The following is a 23,582-nucleotide window of genomic DNA, read 5'->3' on the forward strand; positions in this document are numbered from 1 at the left end:
GCAATGGCGGACACCGCAGGAACGCAGTCCCCGGCCCCGGCCACCTCGGCGGGGGGCGAATACCGGCCGACCGCGCGCACGGTCCCGGCCCGTGCCCGTGAGCGCGCGGCGTACGACCGGAAGACGGTCCATTCGATACTCGACGAGGCGTACCTCTGCCATCTCGGATTCGTCCGCGACGGCGCCCCGGTCGTTCTGCCGACGCTCTTCGGCCGGCTGGGCGAGCGGCTCTACGTGCACGGCTCGACCGGTTCCCGGCCGCTGCGGGAGGCGGGCGGAACCGACCCCGGCCTTCCCGTGTGCCTGACGGTGACGCATGTCGACGGCCTCGTGCTGGCCCGCTCCGCCTTCCACCATTCGATCAACTACCGTTCCGTGATGGTGCATGGCATCGCCCGCGCGGTGACCGATCCGGAGGAGCGGCGCGTCGCCCTGGACGCCATCGTGGACCATGTCGTGCCGGGCCGGTCCGCGGACTCGCGGCGCGCCGACGCGAAGGAGCTGGCCGCGACGGCGGTGATCCGGCTCGACCTCCGGGAGGTCTCGGCCAAGATCCGTGCCGGCGGGCCCAACGACGAACCGCGCGACCTCGCGCTGCACCACTGGGCGGGCGTCGTGCCACTCGCCCGCGGTTTCACCACGCCGATCCCCTCCGAGGACCTCGATCCCGCCATCGAGGTGCCGGACTACATCACCGCGCTCTGAACCGGCCCGGAACGGCCAGGCCCGGCAGCGGGCGTACCGGACGTACGCGGATGTTCCGACAACGCGGCGGGTAGCGCAGCCGTCGTCGGGCGCACGCCAGGGGTGACGGGACAGCCCTCGGGCGGCGGGCGGAGAAAGCACGGTCGCATGCAGGGCCGTCACCCTACGAGGTGGTGCGGCCGGCGGACGACGGAGCCTCGGCGGTGGCGGTGGCGGGGCCGGTTCCCGTACCCGCGGCCCGCCCCTCGCCCGGACCGGACGCGACCGGTCCGGAGGGCGTCGAGGGGGTGGCGGACTGGGCGATCAGGGACCCGGCCAGTACCACGGCGCCTCCGACGAGTTGCGGGGCCGACAGGTGCTCGCCGAGCATCACCCAGGCCAGTACGGTCGCGATGACCGCCTCCAGGCAGGCGACGACACCCGCCACCGCCGGGGAGAGCAGCCGCACCGAGACCACTCCGGTGACGTAGGCGAGCACGGTCGCGACGAGCACGATCCAGGCGAGCAGCAGCCAGGCCGGCACGTCCGTGCCGTCCATGTCGGCGCTGCCGCCGAGGGTTGCCCATTGCATGGTCCAGGGGCGTGCGACGACGGTGAGGACGAGCGCGCCGATCAGCAGCCCGTACGAGATGACGCCGACCGGGTTCGGCGGCTCGACGCCCCTCCTCGCGTCCGCGCTGCCCTGGTCCGACAGGACGAAGTAGCCGACCTGGCAGCACGCCGCGCCGAGCGCGAGCAGCAGCCCGATCGCGTCGAAGCTCAGCCCCGACCAGACCTCGACCACGCAGGCGAGCCCGCCGACGGCGAGCACCACGCCGAGCGCGGCGCGGCGGGTGACCGGTCGGCGCTGGACGAACCGGACCCATCCGAGGACGAGCGCGGGCGCCAGGTACTCCACCAGCAGTGCCACTCCGACGGGGATGCGGGAGATCGCTGCGAAGTAGCACGCCTGCACGCCCGCGACGGCCAGCAGCCCGAACCCGAGCAGGAGCACTGGGCGGCTGCGTACCAGTGCACGGTGGCGCCAGGCGACGGGCAGCATGACGAGAGCGGCGCCCGCCACCCGCAGCCAGACCACGTGGAGCGGATCGACGCCCGCCTCGATGAGCGGCTTGGCCGCGACCCCTGAACCACCGAAGGCGAATGCCGAGACCAGGGCGAATCCCAGGCCGCTTCTTCCTCGCGACGCGTACATCGGCACATCATGACAGGCGCCTGTCAGGAGCATCACCCCGGTGACCCCTGACAGGCGCCTCCGTCGGCCGCTCGCCTCCAGCCTCTGACCGGTCGCCCCCGGCGAGCCGTGCCGAACCACCCGAACCGCCCACATCGCGACGCCGCGCCGACACCCGTACCGGGCCCGTTTCGCCCACCGGATGTCAGTCCCCGGGCGTCACCGGCCATGCGCCGGGCGCCGGCATCGACACGCGCCGCGCACGGGCGCCGGCGGCGGTCACCCCTGATCCGTCGCCCGGACGATGCGGGCGGCCAGCCGATCGGCGTCCACGCCCGCCCGCTCCAGCACTTCGACGGCCCGGCATTCGTGGTCCGTGGCCAGAGCCGCCAGGAGGTCGAGCCCACCGGCGCGCTCGTCCCCGCGCCGCCGCGCGCGCTCGCGGGCCTCGGCCATCGCCGAGGCGGCCGAGGGCGACCAGCCCTCCACACCGGCGTCGCGCCGGCCCGGCCTGCGGACGGTGACGACCGGAACGGCTCCGGAGTCCTCCACCGAGCCCTGCCAGCGCAGCCCGTACCCGATGCTGCGCTGGACGAGATAGCCGAGCACCTTGGCCAATTGCGGGCCCCCGTCGAAGGCCGTTCGCACCTCGGGGTCGGATTCGATGAGGGAATGCAGCAGATGCGCCGTGTCGATGTGCCGGTCGCCGTCGCGCAGTGCGCGTCTGCGGGCACCCGTCACCACGGCGGCCAGCTCCACGGTGAGTCTGGCGTCGAGATCAGCACGGTTCGATGCGGGCTGCTGAGGGATCCGCGGCGTCCGGTTTTGCACACCTCTTACCCCATCAGTCCCGTGGCGGGAAATCATCGGCGGAGCGGCCCATGTGAGGGTCCCACGCAGGGTGGGCACGGCAGACCGATCCCTCCTCCTTACGGATGAGATCTCGCCACTTCGGAACCCGGACCGGGGAAACGACGTACGCCGCCTTGCCTCACGGCCCGGACAGCCGCGAACCGCTCCGGCACGTCCCACAGGCAACAACACCCGTACGGCAGCCGGAAGGGGTCTGCGCACGTGTCCTGGCTGGTCGCCCTGCCGGCGCTCGACGGACGGGAGTACGTGTACCGGATCCACGCACCGACGGACGCCCTGCACGCCGACCTGTTCTGGACCGCGTTCCACTGCCACGACGACGGCCCGCACCCACGCGCCTGTGACCGGTTCGACGCCGCGTCGATCTGGCGCGTGGGTGAGGAAGGGACGGACACCCAAAACTGACAGTTCATCAGTATTGAATGTTCACGCCGCTGCGGCTACGTTCCGCAACACCGTAACCCGCCGAGAAGGGGTGGTCGCATGGCCGAGGTCAGCGCAGAGGCACGTATCGAGGCACCGGCCGAGAAGGTCTGGGCCCGGCTGACGGACTTCACCGCGTTCGGCGAGTGGAACGCCACCCACACGAGCTTCCCGAAGGGCGGCCCGGCCGCGCTCGAACTCGCGGCCACGTACGAGGAGAACATGAAGCTCATGGGCTTCCCGGCCGAGGTGACCTGGACCGTGACGGAACTGGAGGCCGCGCGACTGCTGGCCACACGCGGCAAGGGGCCGATGGGTGTCAGCCTGGCCATGCGCTATTGCCTGACACCTGACGGCGAGGCGACCACCGTACGAATCGACGGGGAGTTCACCGGGGCCGCGGTCTCCCTGATGGCGGGCAAGCTCAAGGACTCGGCGACCGCCGCGCTCGTCGAGTCGCTGCGCAGGCTGGGCGGACTCGTCACCGCCTGACGGCGGCGCCCCGCACATGGACGCCGCTCGAAAGGGGGCCTCGCGACACCCCCGAGGCCCTCACGGCCCGTTCCCACGGGCGGCCGGATCGATCCCTCGCTTCGGCCAGACCTTTCGGTCCATCAGGCGCGGATTGGCCTTGGCCGACGGCTTACCGTCTCGCGTACGTTCACGGCATGAGGATCCGAATCGTCGACGCGTTCACCGACCGCCCCTTCACCGGCAATCCCGCCGCAGTCGTGCTGCTGGACGCCGACGCCGCGCCCGACACCGGCTGGTTCCAGCGGATCGCCATGGAGATGAACCTCTCCGAGACCGCGTTCGCCCGCCCCGCGACACCGGGCGGACCGGCCGACTGGGAACTGCGCTGGTTCACCCCGGCCACCGAGGTCGACATGTGCGGGCACGCCACCCTCGCCACCGCCCACGTCCTGCACACCACCGGAACGGCGAGCGGAACCGTGCGCTTCGCCGCCCGATGCGGCATGCTCACCACGACCGCCCACCCGGACGGCTCCATCACGCTCGACTTCCCCACCGCCCCGCTCGCCCCCACGACGCCCCCCTCAGGGCTGGCCGCCGCGCTCGGCGTGGAACCGCTCTGCGTCCACGACACCGGCGCGTCCGTCGGCGACCTGCTCGTCGAGCTCACCGACGAGGCGACGGTGCGGGCACTGACCCCGGACCTCGTGGCGCTGGCCCGGGTCTCCCGGCGTGGCGTCATCGCCACGGCCGCCGCCGAGGACCCCTCACGCGGCTACGACTTCGTCTCCCGCGGTTTCTTCCCCAACGTCGGAATCGCCGAGGACCCGGTCACCGGCAGCGCCCACACGGCGCTGGCCCCCTTCTGGTCGGCCCGGTTCGGCCGTGACGAGCTGACCGGACTGCAGGCTTCCGCCCGCGCCGGCCTGGTCCGCACCGCGCTGCGCGGCGACCGCACCCTGCTGACCGGCAACGCCGTGACCGTCGTCGACGGCGAGCTGCTCACGCCGTAGGCAGCCACCCCACCTTGCCCGCCAGCAGCGCATACCCCACGAACGCCCCGATGTCGAGCAGCGCGTGCGCCGCCACCAGCGGACCGACCCGCCCCCAGCGCCGGTACAGAAGGACGAAGACCACGCCCATCACCACATTGCCGATGAACCCGCCGATCCCCTGGTACAGGTGGTAGGAGCCGCGCAGCACCGAACTCGCCATCAGCGCCGCCGTCGGCGACCACCCCAACCGGTCGAGTCTGCGCAGCAGATAGCCGACGACGATCACTTCCTCCAGCACGGCGTTCTGAAGTGCCGACAGGATGAGGACCGGGAACTTCCACCACACGTCGGGCAACGACTCCGGAACGACGGTGAGATTGAATCCGGCGGCGCGCACGACCAGATAGAAGGCGAGCCCGGCGCTTCCGATGCCCGCCGCGACCGCCGTACCGCGTCCCAGGTCCTGCCAGGGCCGCGTACGGTCGAAGCCGATGGCACGCAGCCCGGCGCCCTCCCTGACCAGCAGGTGGGCGACGAGCGCGACGGGCACCAGGGCCGTGGCGATACCGAAGAGCTGCCAGGCCAGATCCAGCCAGGGGCGTCCCGGCGCGTACGAGCCGTTGAGCGTCGCCGCCTGCTCCTTCAAGCCCCCCGGCTTCGTCAGTGATCCGACAAAGCTGATCAGGGCGGACACCCCGCTGGCGCCCAGTGAGAGAGCCAGCACCAGCACCGTCTCGGTCTGCGCGTTCCGCCGTGGCAGCGCCGCTCGCGGAATAGAACTGGCCATGTGCCCCGCCTCCACCTGTACACCTGCCTCGAGTTGTGCGTTCATGCCCCCTGCCCCTCCCCGTCCCGCCAGGGTCTCGAATGCGCGTACGAGAGTGACGCGCGACGGTCGGGGGACGGCCATCGTCGGCGCTGGTGTGGTCCTCCTCTTCCCTTTTTCATCCTCGAGGAGGGGCACCACCGACATGGGACGTCACAGCTTGCCCGACGACTCCGCGGTCGGCGGACGCGGGGAGGCCCCGCCGCGTCGCCGACGGCCCACCGTCGCGATCGCGACGGTGCCCGTCCTGGACGCGGGCACGGCGGTCGTGGTGCGGGCGGGGCCGCGGGCTGCTGTCGTCGGACTCCTGCAGGGGATTGCGCCGTACGTCTCTCCCTGATGGCGTCACCGGACATCGCCCCGCCGTGCGCGCCGTGGCCGATCGGGCGCGTGAGGACGGTGTGACGTCCGACGGCCGCTGCCTGCACGTGCGCGGTGGCCCGCGAGTCGTACGCGGTCGCCAGCCGCCTCGCCTCCGGTTCCGGCGCTGCGGACCACCAGATCCGGCTGCCCGCCTCCGGTCTCTGACTGGGCCGGGCCAGGGGTTCGGGCGACGGCGTCCCGGTCACACCGGCTCTCACGCACTGGTCTGATCGCCGCACCGAAACGACTCGCCGACCCCGAGCGCCCGGTGCCGCTCCTCGCCCTCGCGGTCGGCCCCGAGGCCGACCACGAGGAACTCGAACAGGTGGCGGAGGTGACCGGCGGCGGTGGCCACCAGGGCAGCGACCCGTCCGGCGTCGGGGCGGTGGTCCCCCAGGACCGTCATGATGGCCGGGCAGAGCAACGACGCCGCCCAGGAGTAGGGCCCGCGCCCGCACGGTGATCGCGGACACCGGTGCCCGGAAGGGGCCCGGTCACGTCGTGGGAACGCCTGTGGGCCAGCTGTGCACGGGCTCGCCGCCGCGCATCAGTTCGGCGTACCTGCGGGTGGTAGCGGCCAGAGCCGCATGCCGTCCGAACCCCGCCTCCCGAGCCCGGTGGTACGTGTCCGTCTGCCAGGACGCCCCGTTCACCCGTCGTCTGCAGCGCCCCTCGATGACGCCGAGATAGTGGTTCCGGTCGGCGGGCGCGATGTTCCAGGCGTCGAGGCCCGCGGCGGCCAGCGGCAGCAGTTCGTCCCGGACGAGCTTGACGGCCGGAATCCGGGTCAGCCCGCCCGGCCTGCCGGGACGGGGCCAGATCAGCTCGGCGTCGATGCCGTGGCGGCAAGCGGTGTCGAAGTTCTCCTCCGCCGCCGCGAACGGCATCCGGGTCCATATCGGGCGGGATTCCTCGGCCAGGGCCCGTACGAGCCCGTAGTACAGCGCGGCGTTGGCGATCACGTCGGTGACCGTGGGGCCCGCGGGCAGGACCCGGTTCTCCACCCGCAGATGGGGCACACCGTCGGCCACCCCGTACACGGGCCGGTTCCAGCGGTAGACCGTGCCGTTGTGCAGCACGAGCTCCTGGAGCTCCGGCACCCCGCCCGCGTCGAGCACCGCCAGCGGGTCCTCCTCGTCGCAGATCGGCAGCAGCGGGGGGTAGTAGCGCAGGTTCTCCCGGAAGAGTTCGTACGCCGACCCCACCCACCGTTCGCCGAACCAGGTCCGGGGCCGCACCCCCTGGTTCCGGAGTTCGGGCGACCTGGTGTCCGTGGCCTGCTGGAAGAGCGGCGGCCGGGACTCGCGCCACAACTCCTTGCCGAACAGGAAGGGGGAGTTGGCGCCGACGGCGATCTGCACACCGGCGACGACCTGGGCCGCGTTCCACACGGCGGCGAAGCGCGCCGGCGTCACCTGCAGATGCAACTGGACCGAGGTGCAGGCCGCCTCCGGGGTGATCGAGGACGATGTGGAGACCAGATGCTCCACGCCCTGGATATCGAGGGAGAAATCCTCTCCGCGCGCGGCCACGATTTGATCGTTGAGGAGTGTGTAGCGATCCGCTTCCGAGAGGTTCGCCGCCACGAGATCCGCACGCCCGAGCGTGGGCAGAATTCCGATCATCATGATCCCGGCATCGACCTCGCCCGCCTTCCGGTGAGCATATCCGAGACCAGTCCTGAGCTCCTCGGCCAGCTGATCGAAAACGCGGCCCGCCAAGGGATGCGGGACTATGTTCACTTCCAAATTGAACAGCCCGAGTTCGGTCTGGAAATCCTGGCTCGCGATGCGCTGGAGCACCTCTCCATTCATCATCCTCGGCATGCCGTCGGCGCCGGCCAGGTTCAGCTCGATCTCCATACCCATGAGATTGCGGGGGCGGTCGAACCTCCGCTCCGCCAGAAGTCTCTCCAAGCCCTCCAGGCACTGGTGGAGCTTCCTCCGGTACCTCTGCCGATCGGACAGGTCAAAGGTGCCCGCCACGACCTTCTCCCCCATCGAAGTGTCCCTCCCTCAATTGGGCAGCCCGCGGCCCAGGCCACTCACGTCACGGTCGATAATGCCCAGGCCAGTGATCCATAACGCCCTCGCGAGCACCGCCACCCAGTAACCTGAAACCTATGGCCGGAGGCACATTCCCTCGGCATGACGCTGCGTGCGGTTTGCGTTCTGAAATCACGTTGACAGAACGGTGCGTTTCAGCCGTCCGCACTCTAAGAAAAACTGCTGGCTGCGACTGTGCCGTTGACGGCAAATCAACAGAAATACCGCATAATAAAGTCTTGATGCCGCCTTGTCTGCAATACCCGGGACCGCTAGGGGAAACGCTGTGTGAACACCTGTCGTATAAACTTTGCTGACGAGGCAGAGAGTTGACGCACCGGTCCGGTCACCGGCCCCTCTGGCCCCGTACGCCGACAGCGACGTCTGCACCCGCCCACGCATCAACGTGTCTCCGAAGTGAGAGGCGACCCACCATGCCGCTGCATGTACCCCCGGCCCCCGCGCCCGCTCTGCGCAGCGTTCTTGCGGCACTCGGTTCACCCACCGCAGTCCGTGAGGCCCGCACGCCCGCTCTCCGGTCCGCCCAGGGACCGCTGAGCCCCGAACTCCCGCTGCCCGTCCATGTGCTGGACCGGATCGGACCGGGCGGGCGCGCCCCCGCCACCCGGCTCGCCGGATGGCGGTTCCTGATCCGGGACGCGGAACGGGCCGTCGCCGCGGCGGACACCGTGCTCACGCCGGACGGCTGGGCCTTCTCCCACTTCTTCGAGGGCCCGTACATCCCCGCGACCGAACTCGCCCTGCGCCAGGCCGAGACAGTGACACCCCCCTACCAGCCGCGGCTGCTGTCCGTCCCGGCGCTCTACATGCTGGCGCTGTGGCTGCACGCCGACGCCGAGGCCGACGCCTCCGGCGGCTCGCTCGCCCCCGCGGACCTCCTGGTGCCGCTGGCACCCGCACCGCCGGGCATCGCGGCACACCGCGCCCACCGGGTCGCCGACCTCCTGCGACTGATGACCAGGCGGATCACCCCGGGTCCCGGCCCGCTGCTCGGATCGCCCGCCTGACGACGAACCCGCCGTCACCACGAAGCCCTTGTGCCCCGTCGCCACGTCCCCCGCGACGGGGCACAAGGGCTTCGTCGGCACAGACTCCGAGCCCCCGGGACCTCGCACGGACGGCAGGTCGCGCACGCGGAGGAATGCGGGAAGCACCGGCCCTCGGATGCGCGGGCGCGTCGGGTGGGGGCACACTCCCGCCCGTCCGGACCGGACCGGCAAGATTTGCCCGGAAGGAGCGTCGTCCGGTGCGCCCGATCGCAAGGCGGCCGGAAGCCCTCGGATGGCGTCTCCCCTGCTCGAACGGCGCCGAGAGCTCGGGGAAGGGCTACGTGGGCTCGTGGCCGACGCCGCGAGCAATGGGGGCTCCCCTGGTCGGAGGAAGCTGAGAGCTCGGGGAAGTGCCGGACGGCGCGACCGGGCAAACCTTGCCGCGAGGGGCACTAGCCCGGTCCGACCACCCCGAACCACCCGAAAGGACAGTGCAATTGCGCTGAACCGTCCGGCCGGGTGACGCGTCATCGGAGGAGACGGACGTACTGCCGCGAAATCCCTGCGGAATGGCGCCCGTGGGGCAACACTGGGACCAGACCTGTCGATACGGGGGAGCGGCCATGAACACCTCGACGAGCCGCGGGACATTCACCACGACGCAACGAAAGAACCCACCCATGTGCCAGCATCAGCCACCCTGCCCCACCGCCGACTCACCCGACCGGGAAGCCGCCCGCCTCGTGGCGCACCACCCGGAACAGGGATGGAGCCTGCTGTGCAACGGTGTCCTGCTCTTCGAGGACACCGGTGAGCTGCTCCCGGACGGGCAGATCATCGCCCCCCATCGGCCGTCGGCGACCGACCGGGTGCTGCGGGCCGCCTGACCGCGGCCGATACGACGGGGGCCGGCCCGGAGATCTCTCCGCACCGGCCCCGACCCGCGTCCGCGTCATGCCCGGACGCACGTGTGTCAGTTGTCGTACTCGTCCAGTGGCGGGCAGGAGCAGACGAGGTTGCGGTCGCCGAAGGCGCCGTCGATCCTGCGCACCGGCGGCCAGTACTTGCCGGCGGCGGAGACACCGGCCGGGAAGACGGCCTGCTCACGGCTGTAGCCGTGCTCCCACTCCCCGCCCAGCATCGCGGCGGTGTGCGGTGCGTTGCGCAGCGGGTTGTCGTCCGCGCTCCACTCCCCCGAGGCCACCTTCTCGATCTCGCCGCGAATGGCGATCATCGTGTCGCAGAAGCGGTCGAGTTCCGCGAGGTTCTCGCTCTCGGTCGGCTCGATCATCAGCGTCCCGGCGACCGGGAACGACATGGTCGGCGCGTGGAAGCCGTAGTCGATCAGCCGCTTGGCGACGTCGTCGACGCTGACGCCGGTGGCCTTGGAGAGGGGCCGGAGGTCCACGATGCACTCGTGGGCGACCAGGCCCGCCGGGCCGCTGTAGAGGATCGGGAAGTGCGGTTCGAGCCGCTTGGCGATGTAGTTGGCGGCGAGCACGGCGACCTGTGTCGCGCGCTTGAGGCCCTCCCCGCCCATCAGGCGGACGTACGTCCAGGAGATGGGCAGGATGCCGGCCGAACCCCACGGAGCGGCCGAGATCGGTCCGACCCCGGTCGCGGGGCCCGCGGCGGGCTGCAGCGGGTGGTTGGGCAGGTACGGCGCGAGGTGTGCGCGCACACCGACCGGGCCCACGCCGGGGCCGCCGCCGCCGTGCGGGATGCAGAAGGTCTTGTGCAGGTTCAGGTGCGAGACGTCGCCGCCGAACCGGCCCGGCTTCGCGAGGCCGACCAGGGCGTTGAGGTTGGCGCCGTCCACGTAGACCTGACCACCGGCGTCGTGCACCTCTGCGCAGATGTCCGCGACGTGCTCCTCGAACACACCGTGCGTCGACGGGTAGGTGATCATGAGCACGGCGAGCTCGTCGCGGTGCTTCTCGATCTTGGCGCGCAGGTCCTCGACGTCGACCTCGCCGTCGTCGGCGGTCTTCACCACGACGACCTTCATGCCGGCCATCACCGCGCTGGCGGCGTTGGTGCCGTGCGCGGAGGACGGAATGAGACAGACGGTCCGCTGGTCGTCACCGTTGGCCCGGTGGTAGGCGCGCACGGCCAGCAGGCCCGCGAACTCTCCCTGCGAGCCGGCGTTCGGCTGGATCGACACCGTGTCGTAGCCGGTGACCTCGGCGAGGCGCTCCTCCAGCTCACGGATGAGGGTGAGGAAGCCCTGCGCCTGGTCGACCGGGGCGAAGGGGTGCAGCGCACCGAACTCGGGCCAGGTGATCGGCTCCATCTCGGTCGTCGCGTTCAGCTTCATGGTGCAGGAGCCGAGCGGGATCATGCCGCGGTCCAGGGCGTAGTCCCGGTCGGCGAGCCCGCGCAGGTAGCGCAGCATGGCTGTCTCGGAACGGTGCTGGTGGAAGACCGGGTGCGTGAGGAACTCGCCGGTTCGCAGCAGGTCCTCGGGCAGCGCGTCGGCGGCCTCGGCGTCCAGCGCGTCGATGTCGCCCTCGGCGCCGAAGGCGGCCCAGACGGCGGCGATCTGCGCACGCGTGGTGGTCTCGTCGCAGGCGACGGACACCAGGTCCGCGTCGACGAGCCGCAGGTTGACCCCGCGCTCGCGGGCACCGGCCACGACGTCGGCGGCCCTGCCCGGGACGCGCACGGTGAGGGTGTCGAAGTAGCTGTCGGTCACGACGTCGGCACCGGAGGCGCGCAGCCCTGCGGCGAGGACCGTCGCGTAGCGGTGGGTGCGCCGGGCGATCAGCCGCAGGCCGTCGGGGCCGTGGTAGACGGCGTACATCCCGGCCATCACGGCGAGCAGCACCTGTGCGGTGCAGATGTTGCTGGTGGCCTTCTCGCGGCGGATGTGCTGCTCGCGGGTCTGGAGGGCCAGCCGGTACGCCTTGTTGCCGTCCGCGTCGACGGAGACGCCGACGAGGCGTCCCGGCAGGCTGCGGGCGAACTTCTCGCGTACGGCCATGTAGCCGGCGTGCGGTCCCCCGAAGCCCATGGGGACGCCGAAGCGCTGCGTGGTGCCGACGGCGATGTCGGCGCCCAGCTCGCCCGGCGAGGTGAGCAGCGTGAGGGCCAGCAGGTCGGCGGCGACGGTGACGACCGCGCCGAGTCCGTGGGCCTGCTCGATGACGCGCCGGGGGTCGCGTACCGTGCCGGACGCGCCCGGGTACTGCAGGAGGACGCCGAAGACGCCCCGCTCGGCGACTTCGGCGGGGATGCCGTCGGTGAGGTCGGCGACGACGACCTCCACACCGGTCGGTTCGGCGCGGGTTTCGATGACGGCGATCGTCTGCGGCAGGGCGTCGGCGTCGACCAGGAAGACGCCGTCCTTGACCTTGCCGACCCGCCGCGAGAGCGCCATCGCCTCGGCGGCCGCGGTGCCCTCGTCGAGCAGGGATGCGCCGGAGGTGGGCAGCCCGGTGAGGTCGGCGACCATGGTCTGGAAGTTGAGCAGCGCCTCCAGCCGACCCTGCGAGATCTCCGGCTGGTACGGCGTGTAGGCCGTGTACCAGGCGGGGTTCTCCATGACGTTGCGGAGGATCACCGGCGGCGTGAAGGTGCCGTAGTAGCCGAGCCCGATCATCGGGGCCAGCACCTGGTTGCGGTCGGCCAGGGCGCGCAGCTCGGCAAGGACCTCGGCCTCGGTGCGAGCGTCCGGCAGGCCGAGCGCCTCGGCGCTCTTGATGACGTCGGGCACCGCGGCCGCGGTCAGCTCGTCCAGCGATCCGTAACCGACCTGGGCGAGCATCTTCGACTGTGCCTCGGCATCGGGACCGATGTGGCGCTGTTCGAACGGAATGCCCTGCTCCAGCTGGGAGAGCGGACTGCGACGGGGGGTCATGGTGGAGGCCTCCTGGTCTGTCACGACCTGCGAGGGGCACCGCGGCGCGGGTGCCCGAACGGCCTCCCCCTCTGTCATCGCGACCTGAGAGCTTCACCGGCGTGCCTGGGGCACACCGGCTTTCACCGTCGGTGAGGAAGGGAACCGAACCGGCACTCGGCCGCACGGGACCCGCCCTGCTTTCCAGAGTGACCTCGTCCGTGCGGTACGGGGGCCTGAGAGATTCCGGGGAGGATTTGCTCCTTCGGCGCCTCCGGATCGGTTCCGGAGGCTCTCCCGCACGGGGTCAGCGGCCGTCACCAGCCTACCAGCGGGGTTCGTGACGGAGTTCTCGAGTGGCCAACCCCTCGATTGTGCCTTTCCGTAGTGCTTGTGGAGTAGCCAGTGCTTGTGGAGTAGCCGCGACCAGTGGGAGGGATCGTGCAGACCGACATCGATCCGCGCAGCCTGATCGGCCGCAAGGCGTTCGACCGCAAGGGCACCAAGATCGGAACCGTGGACGAGGTGTACCTCGACGACGCGACCGGCGTGCCCGAGTGGGCGGCCGTACGCACCGGACTCTTCAGCCGGGACGCGTTCGTCCCGCTGGAACCCAGCGAATTCGTGGAGGACACACTCCGCGTCCCCTTCGACCGCGCACTGATCAAGGAAGCGCCCGACTTCGGTGTCGGCCGCCACCTCTCACCGGACCAGGAGCTTCAGCTCTACCGGCACTACGGCCTCGACTCCTCGGCCGGGGAGACCTCCGCGGACAGTGACTTCGGGAAGCTGGCGGGCCAGGAGGAGTAGTCCGCCGGATCGCGCACGAGTGGCATCGGCTCGGCCGGCCGCAGCTCCGGGTCGTCGGTCCGGAACGTCCGCACCCGCCCGGGCGCCGACCCCGGTTCCTCGAACCGGACCGTCACCCGGCCGAGCCCGCTGCCCTGCACCCAGCCATGGCCGTAGGTGTCGTGGTGGACGTCGTGGCCGGCGGGCCAGCCCCTGGCCGCGAGCCGTTCGGCGGTCTCCGGCGTCTCCTCGGGCGCACCGGCCACCGCACCGTCCGGCTCGTACCCCTCTTCCGCGTCCGTACCGGCCGTGTCCTCGGCGGCGGCCCGCTCACCGGCGGCTTGGGCGAACAGGTCCTCCTGGGTGTAGTCGGCGAGGCCCGTGACCCCCACCCCCAGGAGTCGCACGCCCCCGGTGGTGTCGACGGCCTCCAGGAGCCTCGCGGCGGCCTCCCGGACCACCGCGGGGTCGTCCGTGGGCCCGCGCAGCGTCTCGGACCTCGTGAGCGTGGAGAAGTCGTAGCGCCGCACCTTCAGCACCACCGTGCGCCCGGACCGTCCCGCTCCCCGCAGCCGCCGGACGCACCGGTCGGCCAGCCGCTCCACCTCCGTCCTGACCCGTACCCGATCGTGCAGGTCCGTGTCGAAGGTGTCCTCGACCGACACCGACTTCGCGTCGCGTTCGGCGACCACGGGCCGGTCGTCGTGCCCGAGGGCCATGCGGTACAACGACTCGCCATGCGCCTTGCCGAGCAGCCGTACGAGCTCCGCCTCGCCCGCCTCGGCCAGGTCGTCGACCGTCGTCATCCCGGCCCGGCGCAGATGGTCGGCCGTCGCGGGACCGACGCCGGGGAGGATCCGCACGGGCTTGGGCGCGAGCAGGGCCCGCTCCGTCCCCGGTTCGATGAGCCGCAGACCGTTCGGTTTCGCCTCCTCCGACGCGATCTTGGCCAGCATCTTGGACCCCGCGAGTCCGACCGAGCCGGTGAGCCCGGTGACGGCCTCGATGACCGCGCGCAGCTCCTTCCCGATCGCCAGCGCGCAGGCCGTGTCGTCGGCCACCCCGCCGGCTTCCAGGTCGACGAACGCCTCGTCCAGGCTGAGCGGTTCCACCAGCGGGGAGAGCCGTCTCAGGAGCTCCATCACCTGGTCACTGACCGCTCGGTACAGATGGAAGCGGGGCACCAGATAGGCCGCGTTGGGCGCCAGGCGCCGCGCCTGCGCCATGGGCATCGCCGAGTGCACCCCGAAGCGCCGGGCCTCGTACGACGCGGTCGCGACGACCCCGCGCGGCCCCAGGCCACCCACCACGACCGGTTTGCCACGCAGGCTGGGCTTCGCCGCCTGCTCCGCGGAGGCGTAGAAGGCATCCATGTCGAGATGCAGGATGGTGGGCGCGGCTCTCACATCTTCCGATGCTGCCCCATGGCACTGACAATCGCCGTGTCCCGGTCCCCCGGCGCGGTCATCCGGCGCGGTTGCGCCGCCGTGCCAGTTCGTCCGTGGGATTGTTCCCGATCAGCGTCTCGCCGGTGTCCACCCGCTCGCCGTGCAGCTGCGACAGGGCGGCGTCGACGTCGTGCCACACCACACCCACGGCGATCCCGAAGACGCCCTGGCCGCCCTGGAGCAGGTCGACGACCTCGTCGGGCGAGGAACACTCGTAGACCGTGGCCCCGTCACTCATCAACGTCATCCGCTCCAGGTCCTGGAACCCCCGGGCTCGGAGGTGCTGCACCGTCGTGCGGATGTTCTGCAGGGCTACGCCCGTGTCCAGGAAGCGCTTCACGATCTTCAGCAGGACGACGTCGCGGAAGCTGTAGAGCCGCTGCGTGCCCGAGCCGTAGGCAGGGCGCACGCTCGGCTCGACCAGGCCCGTGCGCGCCCAGTAGTCGAGCTGCCGGTAAGTGATCCCTGCGGCTGCGCAGGCCGTCGGTCCCCGATAGCCGATGTCGTCGGCCGATGTCACTCCGCCCCCTGCCACCGCAGCCGGTTTCACCGATTGCCCGATGGTGTGGCCGGTCGTACTCCCCTGCTGCGGATACGGCCCACCGACTGCCGTACCGTCGCCGCTGCTTCTCACGCCGACCTCCGTCCTTGACCTGCCACCTCGAAGGTAGGCAGTCACTCGGGGTGCGTCAACGATCGCCACACTCGGCACGCCGAGTGATAATCACCCTGAGGGTGGTTTCCGTACCGTGCGAGCGGGAAGGGCTTGTCGGATGCGCTGTCGGCAGCCCCGCGGACGGTTACGGACTGACGGCTACTGGCTGCTGGTGCCGAAGTCCTCCGGTGAGATCTGGTCGAGGAACTCGCGGAACTTCTCCACCTCGTCCTCCTGCTCGTCCGGAATGGCGATGCCCGCGTCGTCCAGCACGCCGTCGCTGCCGTAGATCGGCGTTCCGGTCCGCAGTGCGAGGGCTATGGCGTCGGAGGGGCGTGCGCTCACCTCGACCCCGCTGGCGAAGACCAGCTCCGCGTAGAAGACCCCCTCCCGCAGATCCGTGATGCGGACCTCCTTCAGCTCCTGTCCGACTGCCTGGAGCACATCCTTGAAGAGGTCGTGTGTCAGGGGCCTGGCCGGAGCCATGCCTTGCTGGGCGAACGCAATCGCGGTCGCCTCACCAGGACCGATCCAGATGGGGAGGAACCGGTCGCCTCCCACTTCACGCAGGAGCACGATCGGTTGATTGGAGGGCATCTCCACCCGGACACCCACAACGTCGAGCTCGTTCACACAGCAACCCTAGGACGTGCTCGGCAGGTTTGGGTAGTCGGGGCGACGACGTGGTCAGTGGAGGCGGACCCGCAGGGCGGTCTGCACCAGGGCGGAATGGAGTCGTACGGACAGTTCCGCGAGCTCTCTCGCCGTGGCCTCCGCATGGGCTCTGGTCTGCGGATTCCGGTGACGGCGCAGGGGTGCGACGACCTGCTCGACGAGCCCGGCCTCACGGTCGGCCGCCGCCCGCATGGCACGCAGGTGACGCGGTTCCAGACCGAACCGTCCCAGCTCCGCCACAAGCTTGGCGACGGTCACCATCTCGGCGTCGTAGCCACCCTCGGGGGTGGGCGTGACCAGACCGTACGACTCCCACTCGTCCAGGTCGCTCTCGGTGACCTCGGCGGCCGCGAGCAGCTCCGCACGGCCGATCCTGGCGGCCGTCGCCCGCCAGGGCTGCGCGTCCGGCTCTCCGTCGCCCGGATCCTTCAGGCTGCCGGAAGGCAGCGCGGGCTGCCCGCCGCGGGCGAGCGCGTCCAGATGCTCGCGGATGACCTTCAGCGGGAGGTAGTGGTCCCGCTGCATGCGGAGCACCTGCGCCAGTCGCTCCACATCGGCCGCGCGGAACTTGCGGTACCCGGAGGGAGTCCGCTGCGGTTCGACCAGTCCCTCGGCCTCCAGGAAGCGGATCTTGGAGATCGTGACCTCGGGAAACTCGTCCCGCAGCTGCAGGAGCACCGCGCCGATGCTCATCGGGCGGTCTTCGGCCGTGGCGGTGCCGTGACCGGCACCGCCCGTCGGTGTTCTCAGCATGGACCTTCCCTGACGGGTCAGACGCCCCGCTGGCTCGCGTAGAAGACCAGCCGGTACTTGCCGATCTGCACTTCGTCACCGTTCGACAGGGCGACGGAGTCGATGCGCTCACGGTTGACGTAGGTGCCGTTGAGGCTGCCCACGTCACCGACCGTAAAGCTGCCGTCGGGGCTCCGGCGGAACTCCACGTGCCGACGCGACACGGTCACGTCGTCGAGGAAGATGTCGCTCTGCGGGTGGCGGCCGGCCGTGGTCAGCTCACCGTCCAGCAGGAAGCGGCTCCCCGAATTCGGACCGCGCCGCACCACCAGGAGCGCCGAGCCGAGCGGGAGGGCGTCGACGGCGGCCTGTGCCTCGGGCGAGAGGGAGGGCAGGGCAGTCTGCCCGGTGGTCTCCGAGTCGTACGCCTCCAGACCTGAGATGGAGATGGTCGATGTCGTCTCCGAGGCACGCTCGGGGATTCCGCCCCTCAGCGGCGCACCGCAGTGGGAGCAGAAACGACTGTCCTCGGCATTGCGATGACCGCACCTCGTGCAGACCGGCATGGCCGAACCCTCCTGCCCCTGACCGGACCCTCCACCTGTACCCGAGGTCGACGGTTCTGCGAAACCTATGCGGCCGGCACCGGAGGGGTCAACGGACGACGCGCCGGAGGCGCCACTGCCCGGGCCGGACGTTTCATCGCGGAAGAGCGGGCGCTGCGAGCCCGCCTCATCCGCCTGACCGTGGCGCGGTGCGCGATGACGGGCAGCCTCGTCGCGAGCGCTCTTGCCGAACAACTTCCCAAACAACTTCACGGGCGATTCCCCTTGACCGAAATAGACCCGCCCGTGGGGCAGGACGAACCCTGAACGAACACACCTGCCGACCCGGACAACTTCACAACGTCCGTGTCCACTCGACAGTTTCCATCACGCACCACCCTTACGATGCGGCGACCCCCCGCAACCTCCCGCCCGTGTTCCTCAACCCTTCCGTACCGCGGCCTCACGGGGATGACGACCGAGCGTAGTCAGGCCGCTGCGCCGGTCGCAAGACGTCCACGACGATGTCGTCGACCCGTTCCACATGCACCGTGGCCTGCTCCTTCTCCAGTGTCTGCACCACACCGCCGGGGATGTTGAGCGCGGGCTCCAGGTCCTGAGGCTTCCCGATCACCTTGAACACATACGGTGCGGTGATCTTACGGCCGTCGACCCTGACGTTGCCGCCCTCACCGGAGAAGTAGGTGTTGGCCACCACTCTGACCCCGTTGACCTCGATCGCCTCGGCGCCCGCCGCACGCAGTTCCTGGAGCGCGTCCAGCAGCATGTCCGCCTTCACCCCGTCGCCGGGGTCGTTGACGGTGAGCGTGATCCCGGGCCCGTGCGCCGCCACGGTGCCCGCGAGGACGCCGAGTTGCCGTTCCTTCTCGACCGTCTGTCTGCGCGCCTCCTCGGCCTGGTCGGAGCTGTTCTCCAGCTCCGTGCGCTGGGCCACGAGACGCTGCTTCTCATCCTCCAGACGCTGCGTACGGTCGTCCAGCTCGTCGAGGATGCGTACGAGGTCCTCCTGACGGGCACCACGCAGCGCGCTGTTGTCGCTCGTGGAGCGCACCTGGATGGCCAGCCCGAGGCCGAGGACGAACAGCAGGAGCGCGACGACGAGTTGGGCGCGCGTCACCCGCGGCGGCCACAGTCCGGCGATGAGCCGCTGGCGCCCCGTGAGCTCCGTGGGGGTGTCGTCCGGCCGCTCGACGGCCGGTTCGCCGTTTTCGGGAAGTTCTGCGTCGCTCATCGTCACGCCCGGAAGACGTGCCGACGGATGGCCGCGGCGTTCGAGAAGATCCGGATCCCCAGCACGACCACCACGCCGGTGGAGAGCTGGGCACCGACGCCCAGCTTGTCGCCCAGGAACACGATCAGCGCGGCCACCACGACGTTCGACAGGAACGACACGACGAACACCTTGTCGACGAAGATGCCGTCCAGCATGGCCCGCAGCCCCCCGAAAACGGCGTCGAGAGCGGCGACGACGGCGATCGGAAGGTAGGGCTCGACCACCGCCGGCACTTCGGGCCGGACCAACAGTCCGACCACGACTCCCAAGACGAGGCCCAGTACGGCGATCACGATCTGCCCTTCTCTGTGTCTGCCGCACCACTGCCGGTATCTGCGGCCCGGTAAGGCTGTGCTGTTCGTACGATCAGGCTCGGGGCGACCGGGAGGGTGACCTTCTCCTGGACGGACATGCTGGTCCGGATGTCGAAGGTGTCCTTGAGCGCCTGCAGATACTGGCCGTCGTCGCTGTCCCGGAACGCGGCACCGAGCGGCTTCCCGTCCCCCACCGCCAGAACCGTGTACGGCGGCACGAGCGGTCTGTTGTCGACCAGTATGGCGTCACCGGCGGCGCGGATCGCCGACAGGGCCGTCAGGCGCTGTCCGTTGATCGCGATCGCCTCGGCCCCGGACTGCCAGAGGCCGTTGACGACCCGTTGGAGGTCCCGGTCGCGGACGCGCCCGGTGTCGGAGAAGCTGCTGCTCGCCCGGGGGCCGCCGCCTCCCGCGTCGGTGTCCGTCGCGTCGTCGACCACGAGCTTCACTCCGGGCCCCTGCACGGATGTGGCCCCGGCGAGCAGTGCCACCAACTCGCCCTGGTCCCCGCCGTGCTTCTCCAGCGCCTTGCGCTGGCGCCTGCCCACGTCGTCCCGGAGCTTGTCGACCTGGGACTCCAGGGTGTCGGCAGCCGCCGTCTCGCCGTCGATGCGGTCGATGAGCTCCTCGCGCTCCTTGGCGAGGACCGGCGCCGAGACGCGCGCCTGCGCGGCACCGAGCGTGACGACGAGGGCGGCGAGCACCAGGCAGGCGGCGAGGCCGAGCTTCGACCTGAGCCTGCGGGGCATGCCCGCGGTGCCGTCGGCCCTGCGACGCGCCGATGCCTCGGCGTATCCGTCGTCCAGGCTGTGGTCCATCACGTTGGTCAGCAGCGACATGGATGCGTCGGGACGCGCGGGGGTACTCCGATCGGGGGTCTGCTGCGGCATGCCGCACATCGTCGCACGGCTCCGCCGCTACCGCCGAATGGGCCCACCGGTGTACCCGGGTAGGCCCTGGGCACACCGGTGGGCCCCTCAGTGACCTGCGCTCTCCACGACCGCCGCCCACTCGTCCAGCAGGGCACGCGCGGACGCGTCGTCGGGCCCCTCGGCCCACAGGTGGGTGACGGCCTCGGCCGGGTCGGGCAGCACCATCACCCAGCGCCCGTCGGCCTCGACGACCCGCACGCCGTCCGTCGTGTCGACGCTGCGGTCTCCGGCGGCCTCGACGACCCGCCGCATGACCATGCCCTTGACCGCCCAGGGCGTGGCCAGATCGCGGCGCAGGACGTGGGCACGCGGGATGCGGGCGTCGATCTGGCTGAGGGTGAGCTGGGTCCTGGCGACGAGCCCGAGCAGTCTCACAAAGGCCGCGGAACCGTCGAAGACACTGCTGAACTCGGGAACGATGAAGCCGCCGCAGCCGTCTCCCCCGAAGATGGAGCCCTCCTCACGTCCCACGCGCGTCAGGTCGTCGGGCGATGTCGTCGTCCATTCGACCTGTGTCCCGTGGTACGCGGCGACCTGTTCGGCGACCCGTGTGGTGGTCACCGGCAGCGCCACCCGTCCGCTGCGCCTCTCGGCCGCCACGAGGTCGAGCATCACCAGGAGCGCCCGGTCGTCCTCGACGATCCTGCCCTTCTCGTCGACGAGGGAGAGCCGTTCGCCGACGGGGTCGAACCGCACACCGAACGCGGCCCCGGCCGAGGAGACGATCTCTCCCAGACGCACCAGCCCGGCGCGTCTGGTCTCGGCGGACTCGGTGGGCCGGGATTCGTCGAGGCCCGGGTTGATGGTCAGCGCGTCCACACCGAGCCTCCCCAGCAGGCTGGGCAGAACGAGCCCGGCACTGCCGTTGGAAGCGTCGACGACGACCTTCAGCCCGGCGTCCGCGATCCCCGTGGTGTCCACGTTCCGCAACAGGGATCCGGTGTACGAGTCGAAAACGCTGGACGGGAAGTGCAGGTCCCCGATCTCTCCGGGAAAAGCGCGGCGGTATTCCTGACGGGCGTAGACCCGGTCCAGCTTCCGTTGCCGCGCCTGGGACAAGTCAGCGCCCCGCTCGTCGAAGAACATGATGTCGACCGAGTCGGGCACGCCGGGGGACGTACGGATCATGATTCCACCGGCACTCCCCCGAGCGGTCTGCTGACGGGCGACGGGCATGGGTACGTTCTCCAGGTCCCGTACATCGATGGCACTGGCCTGGAGGGCCGAAATCACCGCTCGCTTCAGCGCCCGGGCGCCGCGGGAGTGATCGCGCGCCGTGGTGACCGTCGAGCCCTTTTTGAGAGTGGTGGCGTAGGCCCCGGCGAGCCGGACCGCCAGCTCCGGCGTGATTTCGACGTTCAGGATCCCCGAAACGCCTCGGGCTCCGAAGAGATGGGCCTGACCGCGCGACTCCCAGATCACCGACGTGTTGACAAAGGCCCCGGCCTCGATGGTCTTGAAGGGGTAGACCCGGACATTGCCCTGAATGATCGATTCCTCACCGATCAGGCACTCGTCCCCGATGACGGCCCCGTCTTCGATCCGGGCGGCCCGCATGACGTCGGTGTTCTTCCCGATCACGCATCCGCGCAGATTGCTGTGCTGGCCGATGTAGACGTTGTCGTGGACCACGGCCTTGTGCAGGAAGGCCCCGCTCTTGACGACGACGTTGGACCCGATGACCGTGTGCTCCCGAATCTCCGCTCCGGCTTCGATCTTCGCGTAGTCCCCGATGTAGAGAGGGCCCCGGAGCACCGCGTCGGGGTGCACCTCGGCACCTTCGGCCACCCAGACGCCGGGGGAGATCTCGAATCCGTCGATCTCGACGTCCACCTTGCGTTCCAGGACGTCGGCCTGGGCCTTCACATAGCTCTCATGGGTGCCGACGTCCTCCCAGTAGCCCTCGGCGACATAGCCGTAGATGGGCTTGCCCTCCTTCATGAGCTGAGGGAAGACGTCACCGGACCAGTCGACGGAGACATCGGCCTCGACATAGTCGAAGACCTCGGGCTCCATGACATAAATGCCGGTGTTGACGGTGTCCGAAAAGACCTGACCCCAGGTGGGCTTTTCCAGGAAGCGCTCGACCTGGCCGGCCTCGTCCACGATCGTGATCCCGAATTCCAGAGGGTTCGGGACCCTGGTCAGGCATACCGTCACCAGGCCGCCCTTTTCCTTGTGGAAGGCGATGAGATCGGTGAGATCGAAGTCGGTGAGCGCGTCACCGGATATGACGAGGAAGGTATCGTCCTTCAACGCTTCCTCGGCGTTCTTCACGCTTCCGGCAGTGCCGAGCGGTTTTTCCTCGTTGGCGTAACTGAGCTCCATCCCGAGCTCTTCGCCGTCACCGAAGTAGTTCTTGACCAGTGAGGCGAGGAATTGGACCGTGACGACGGTTTCATTGAGCCCGTGGCGCTTCAGCAGCCGCAGCACATGCTCCATGATCGGCCGATTGGCGACCGGGAGGAGCGGCTTGGGCATGCTCGAGGTCATGGGGCGAAGGCGCGTGCCTTCGCCCCCAGCCATCACGACGGCCTTCATGTCGGAATCGTCCTCCTTGAAGAGACGACGGTCTGGCCGACTTCGCCCGTCGGGGCACTGTTCGGGTCATCAGCGGGGGGCCGGCCACATTGCGCGGCGCCGCTTCAACGAGCTCAATCGGCTGTTGCGTCCGCCTTGACGAGTCGGCGGACCTGAACGACGTAGAGGATGCCTGCCCACCAGTAGAGCGTTGTACCCCAACCTGCGAACGCCCATCCGAAAACCGCGGCCAGCGATGCAAGCCAACCACTTCCGTCGCTGAGCAGCAACAAGGGGAACGCGTACATCAGGTTGAACGTGGCGGCCTTGCCGAGGAAGTTCACCTGGGGCGGCGGGTAGCCGTGGCGGCGGAGGATCCCCACCATCACGAGGAGCATCAGCTCACGGGCCAGCAGCACCGCGGTGAGCCAGAGCGGCAAGATCTCCCGCCAGGTCAGGCCGACGAGTGTCGACAGAATGTACAGGCGGTCCGCAGCGGGGTCCAGAATTCGGCCGAGGCTGCTGATCTGGTTCCAGCGCCGGGCGAGCTTCCCGTCGAGGTAGTCGCTGATCCCACTCAGCATCAGGACGAGGAGAGCCCAGCCGTCACTCTGAGGGCCGCCGAACACGGGGCGGAGGATCAGCCACAGGAAGAGCGGAACTCCGACCAGGCGTGCCATGCTGAGGATGTTGGGGATGGTGAGTACTCGGTCCGTCTGAACCCGAGTCTCCTGGACCTCCACCCGGGGGCCTCCTGTGAAGAACGTACGAATGATGCCCCACGACCTTACCCGCAGCAGTCTCAGGCAGGTGCACAGGGGTGACGCAGACATCTCCTGTGAACAGGTATGCCCCGCAACGCGAGAAAGCCCCGCACCACAAGGGTGCGGGGCTTCCCCACAAAAACTGTTCGGCGGCGACCTACTCTCCCACAGGGTCCCCCCTGCAGTAC

General features: G+C 70.0%; 24 protein-coding genes and 1 riboswitch. Of the genes, 8 read left to right on the forward strand and 16 right to left on the reverse strand.

Annotation, left to right across the window (positions count from 1 at the left end; genetic code table 11):
• Positions 1-3: 3 nt before the first annotated feature.
• On the forward strand, positions 4-705 hold the full coding sequence (locus tag ACGF2V_RS22565; protein ID WP_362619988.1) for a pyridoxamine 5'-phosphate oxidase family protein: 702 nt from the start codon (positions 4-6) through the stop codon (positions 703-705).
• Positions 706-868: 163 nt separating this feature from the next.
• Here the strand turns inward: ACGF2V_RS22565 and ACGF2V_RS22570 are convergent, their stop codons facing one another.
• A complete protein-coding gene (locus ACGF2V_RS22570; RefSeq protein WP_362707714.1) occupies positions 869-1,900 on the reverse strand; it encodes an EamA family transporter in 1,032 nt (343 codons plus the stop codon).
• Positions 1,901-2,158: 258 nt separating this feature from the next.
• Positions 2,159-2,710: a Clp protease N-terminal domain-containing protein gene (locus ACGF2V_RS22575; RefSeq protein ID WP_362707711.1), complete on the reverse strand. Its 552-nt coding sequence runs from the start codon at positions 2,708-2,710 to the stop codon at positions 2,159-2,161.
• A gap of 243 nt (positions 2,711-2,953) precedes the next feature.
• On the opposite strand from ACGF2V_RS22575, the gene ACGF2V_RS22580 reads away from it, so the two are divergent.
• From ACGF2V_RS22580 to ACGF2V_RS22590, 3 genes are all read left to right on the forward strand, one after another.
• Positions 2,954-3,157: a hypothetical protein gene (locus ACGF2V_RS22580; RefSeq protein ID WP_362707709.1), complete on the forward strand. Its 204-nt coding sequence runs from the start codon at positions 2,954-2,956 to the stop codon at positions 3,155-3,157.
• A 78-nt stretch (positions 3,158-3,235) separates the two neighbouring features.
• Positions 3,236-3,667, forward strand: coding sequence for an SRPBCC family protein (locus ACGF2V_RS22585; RefSeq protein ID WP_362619981.1), 432 nt, complete (start codon positions 3,236-3,238; stop codon positions 3,665-3,667).
• A 176-nt stretch (positions 3,668-3,843) separates the two neighbouring features.
• Positions 3,844-4,662 carry a PhzF family phenazine biosynthesis protein gene (locus ACGF2V_RS22590; protein ID WP_362619979.1) on the forward strand — a complete coding sequence of 273 codons (819 nt, stop codon included), beginning with the start codon at positions 3,844-3,846 and terminating at the stop codon, positions 4,660-4,662.
• On the opposite strand, the gene ACGF2V_RS22595 is transcribed toward ACGF2V_RS22590, so the two are convergent.
• On the reverse strand, positions 4,652-5,431 hold the full coding sequence (locus tag ACGF2V_RS22595) for a CPBP family intramembrane glutamic endopeptidase (protein WP_362620231.1): 780 nt from the start codon (positions 5,429-5,431) through the stop codon (positions 4,652-4,654). The two genes, ACGF2V_RS22590 and ACGF2V_RS22595, sit on opposite strands and share 11 nt — an antisense overlap.
• A 184-nt stretch (positions 5,432-5,615) precedes the next feature.
• Here ACGF2V_RS22595 and ACGF2V_RS22600 point away from each other — a divergent pair, with 184 nt between their 5' ends.
• The gene (locus ACGF2V_RS22600) at positions 5,616-5,810 is read left to right on the forward strand and encodes a hypothetical protein (protein WP_362707706.1); all 195 of its coding nucleotides are present in this window, start codon (positions 5,616-5,618) and stop codon (positions 5,808-5,810) included.
• A gap of 237 nt (positions 5,811-6,047) precedes the next feature.
• Here the strand turns inward: ACGF2V_RS22600 and ACGF2V_RS22605 are convergent, their stop codons facing one another.
• Positions 6,048-6,239, reverse strand: coding sequence for a hypothetical protein (locus ACGF2V_RS22605; protein WP_362619976.1), 192 nt, complete (start codon positions 6,237-6,239; stop codon positions 6,048-6,050).
• Between the two features lie 88 nt (positions 6,240-6,327).
• Positions 6,328-7,833: a glutamate--cysteine ligase gene (locus tag ACGF2V_RS22610; protein ID WP_362619974.1), complete on the reverse strand. Its 1,506-nt coding sequence runs from the start codon at positions 7,831-7,833 to the stop codon at positions 6,328-6,330.
• 479 nt (positions 7,834-8,312) lie between these two features.
• On the opposite strand from ACGF2V_RS22610, the gene ACGF2V_RS22615 reads away from it, so the two are divergent.
• Positions 8,313-8,906 (forward strand): hypothetical protein, encoded by a 594-nt coding sequence (locus ACGF2V_RS22615; protein ID WP_362619973.1) that lies wholly within the window; start codon positions 8,313-8,315, stop codon positions 8,904-8,906.
• 662 nt (positions 8,907-9,568) lie between these two features.
• Positions 9,569-9,775 carry a DUF5999 family protein gene (locus ACGF2V_RS22620; protein WP_362619971.1) on the forward strand — a complete coding sequence of 69 codons (207 nt, stop codon included), beginning with the start codon at positions 9,569-9,571 and terminating at the stop codon, positions 9,773-9,775.
• Positions 9,776-9,861: 86 nt separating this feature from the next.
• Here ACGF2V_RS22620 and gcvP read toward each other — a convergent pair whose 3' ends face one another.
• Entirely contained in the window at positions 9,862-12,747 is a 2,886-nt protein-coding gene (gene gcvP / locus ACGF2V_RS22625; RefSeq protein ID WP_362619969.1) for an aminomethyl-transferring glycine dehydrogenase, read from the reverse strand.
• Positions 12,748-12,940: 193 nt separating this feature from the next.
• Positions 12,941-13,036, reverse strand: a riboswitch (glycine riboswitch).
• 131 nt (positions 13,037-13,167) lie between these two features.
• Here gcvP and ACGF2V_RS22630 point away from each other — a divergent pair.
• The gene (locus ACGF2V_RS22630; protein ID WP_362619968.1) at positions 13,168-13,536 is read left to right on the forward strand and encodes a PRC-barrel domain-containing protein; all 369 of its coding nucleotides are present in this window, start codon (positions 13,168-13,170) and stop codon (positions 13,534-13,536) included.
• Here ACGF2V_RS22630 and ACGF2V_RS22635 read toward each other — a convergent pair.
• The 10 genes from ACGF2V_RS22635 to ACGF2V_RS22680 form a co-directional block, all read right to left on the reverse strand.
• Positions 13,461-14,921, reverse strand: a complete 1,461-nt coding sequence (locus ACGF2V_RS22635; protein WP_362619967.1) for a DNA polymerase IV — start codon at positions 14,919-14,921, stop codon at positions 13,461-13,463. The genes ACGF2V_RS22630 and ACGF2V_RS22635 overlap by 76 nt on opposite strands.
• Positions 14,922-14,979: 58 nt before the next feature.
• Positions 14,980-15,597 (reverse strand): MerR family transcriptional regulator, encoded by a 618-nt coding sequence (locus ACGF2V_RS22640; RefSeq protein ID WP_362619965.1) that lies wholly within the window; start codon positions 15,595-15,597, stop codon positions 14,980-14,982.
• A 180-nt stretch (positions 15,598-15,777) separates the two neighbouring features.
• Positions 15,778-16,251, reverse strand: a complete 474-nt coding sequence (locus ACGF2V_RS22645; protein WP_362619963.1) for a bifunctional nuclease family protein — start codon at positions 16,249-16,251, stop codon at positions 15,778-15,780.
• A 54-nt stretch (positions 16,252-16,305) separates the two neighbouring features.
• Complete coding sequence (locus ACGF2V_RS22650; protein WP_362619961.1) at positions 16,306-17,046, reverse strand: MerR family transcriptional regulator; 741 nt, start codon at positions 17,044-17,046, stop codon at positions 16,306-16,308.
• Positions 17,047-17,063: 17 nt separating this feature from the next.
• Positions 17,064-17,843 carry an FHA domain-containing protein gene (locus ACGF2V_RS22655; RefSeq protein WP_392912954.1) on the reverse strand — a complete coding sequence of 260 codons (780 nt, stop codon included), beginning with the start codon at positions 17,841-17,843 and terminating at the stop codon, positions 17,064-17,066.
• Between the two features lie 190 nt (positions 17,844-18,033).
• Entirely contained in the window at positions 18,034-18,822 is a 789-nt protein-coding gene (locus ACGF2V_RS22660; protein WP_362619957.1) for a DUF881 domain-containing protein, read from the reverse strand.
• Between the two features lie 2 nt (positions 18,823-18,824).
• Positions 18,825-19,157: a small basic family protein gene (locus tag ACGF2V_RS22665; RefSeq protein ID WP_073782734.1), complete on the reverse strand. Its 333-nt coding sequence runs from the start codon at positions 19,155-19,157 to the stop codon at positions 18,825-18,827.
• Positions 19,154-20,017, reverse strand: coding sequence for a DUF881 domain-containing protein (locus tag ACGF2V_RS22670; protein WP_362620229.1), 864 nt, complete (start codon positions 20,015-20,017; stop codon positions 19,154-19,156). The genes ACGF2V_RS22665 and ACGF2V_RS22670 overlap by 4 nt, the downstream gene beginning before the upstream one ends.
• 138 nt (positions 20,018-20,155) lie before the next feature.
• On the reverse strand, positions 20,156-22,651 hold the full coding sequence (locus ACGF2V_RS22675; protein WP_362619954.1) for a mannose-1-phosphate guanyltransferase: 2,496 nt from the start codon (positions 22,649-22,651) through the stop codon (positions 20,156-20,158).
• A gap of 113 nt (positions 22,652-22,764) precedes the next feature.
• The gene (locus ACGF2V_RS22680; RefSeq protein WP_362619952.1) at positions 22,765-23,373 is read right to left on the reverse strand and encodes a CDP-alcohol phosphatidyltransferase family protein; all 609 of its coding nucleotides are present in this window, start codon (positions 23,371-23,373) and stop codon (positions 22,765-22,767) included.
• Positions 23,374-23,582: the final 209 nt, after the last annotated feature.

The organism is Streptomyces sp. NPDC047982 (genome assembly GCF_043204165.1).
Lineage (GTDB): Bacteria > Actinomycetota > Actinomycetes > Streptomycetales > Streptomycetaceae > Streptomyces.